1 protein-coding gene is annotated in these 1,376 nt (G+C 27.8%); it reads right to left on the bottom strand.

The annotated features are described in order from the left end of the window. Nucleotides 1–150: 150 nt before the first annotated feature. The gene (locus ACH8JV_RS19420) at nt 151–636 is read right to left on the bottom strand and encodes a DUF4265 domain-containing protein (RefSeq protein WP_396523278.1); all 486 of its coding nucleotides are present in this window, start codon (nt 634–636) and stop codon (nt 151–153) included. Nucleotides 637–1,376 lie beyond the last annotated feature (740 nt).

Genomic DNA, 1,376 nt, shown 5'->3' with positions numbered 1-1,376 from the left:
AATAGGAGGAATATCATCACTATGGAAATAGAAATTCCAATACTAATTATAAAGAAAATTACCTATTAATCAAAATATTATCCTTGGAAAAAATATTACATTGATAAAATTTAGATTATCTAAACAGACTTTCACTTAAAATTTTATCAATTAGTACTTTTTATCCCACCAATCTAATAATATTTCGTCTTCAAAAACCTCATAGTTTTTATAAATATTTGTAAATGACCAATTATTACCTGACAATTGGCTAAAATTAATAAAAAAACTATTAATTTTTTGGATACCTTGACCTGAGGGCACAGTGATAGCTATATTATTTCCACTCAAACCATCTATAGTTCCACCTAAATAGTCTAATAGTTCACTCTTAAAATCTTCATAATCTTCAAGTGTTAAATTTGCTTCATAAATATGTATATTAAAATTCCCTCCACGATATATAATTTTTACGGGCTCATCACTACTAATGAATTCAAAAGTGTCTCCTTTTGCTAAATTTAGAGCCAATCCAGGAGCAGATAAGAGCTTATAGATGTTCACCTCTATACATTCTACAAAAACTTCCTCTAACCTAGTTTTACCAGAGCTAATCTTTCCTGCATAAATAGCTAAAGTTCTAAAATTATCTTTCAGATGATACCCCACAACTGCCCCTTTCTTTACAAGATAGACCTTCTTTTACATAACCACTATTTCCTACGCTTAAATTACACACTCACTCTCTAATGTCTTAATTTCGTGTTTAATTTCCTTTGGAAGTTAGAAATTTTTGCGACCTAAAAGGAATAGTAGAAATTTAACCGTAATGATAACAAATATAGACCTCATTATGGTTAGAGTTATATTCGTTTAACAATTTTGTACAAGTTTAGCCACTTCAAAATTCTCCATCAATTTTACTATCTGCTATTTCTTGAGCATTAGCATTATGACTATCCTTTAAAGTATATTTAGATAATTTTCTTTACTAATCCCAAACGGGATTTCGTACATATGCATATACGTTATCTCTACCCCATAACCCAATCGGGTCTTTGGAAATAAAACGAACTATATAATAATTTATTTATCTCCTAAGATATATCATTTAAAGATTCATATAGTTTAGTTTTAACAATACTATCTGGTATATTAATTACTTTAAGTAATGTAAAAGCCCAATCTAAACTACCACCTATATCTTCAGAAGGTGGTTTATTCCATAAAGGTATAATAGAAAATTTTAAGTTCAGACTCACAATTAATATCAATTTCAATATTTCTCCCCCATAAAATTTATTATTTTACTCTTCTATTAATTATCTCTTATTCATCAATATTAATTTTACTATCAAACCAAAATGACTTAGCTTTTTGAACAGACTCTATAATAT

Source organism: Acinetobacter sp. ABJ_C5_2 (assembly GCF_044538485.1).
In the GTDB taxonomy this organism is placed as follows: domain Bacteria; phylum Pseudomonadota; class Gammaproteobacteria; order Pseudomonadales; family Moraxellaceae; genus Acinetobacter; species Acinetobacter nosocomialis_A.
The sequence above is the reverse complement of the archived record's forward strand: the minus strand, read 5'-3'. Positions and strand labels throughout refer to the sequence as shown.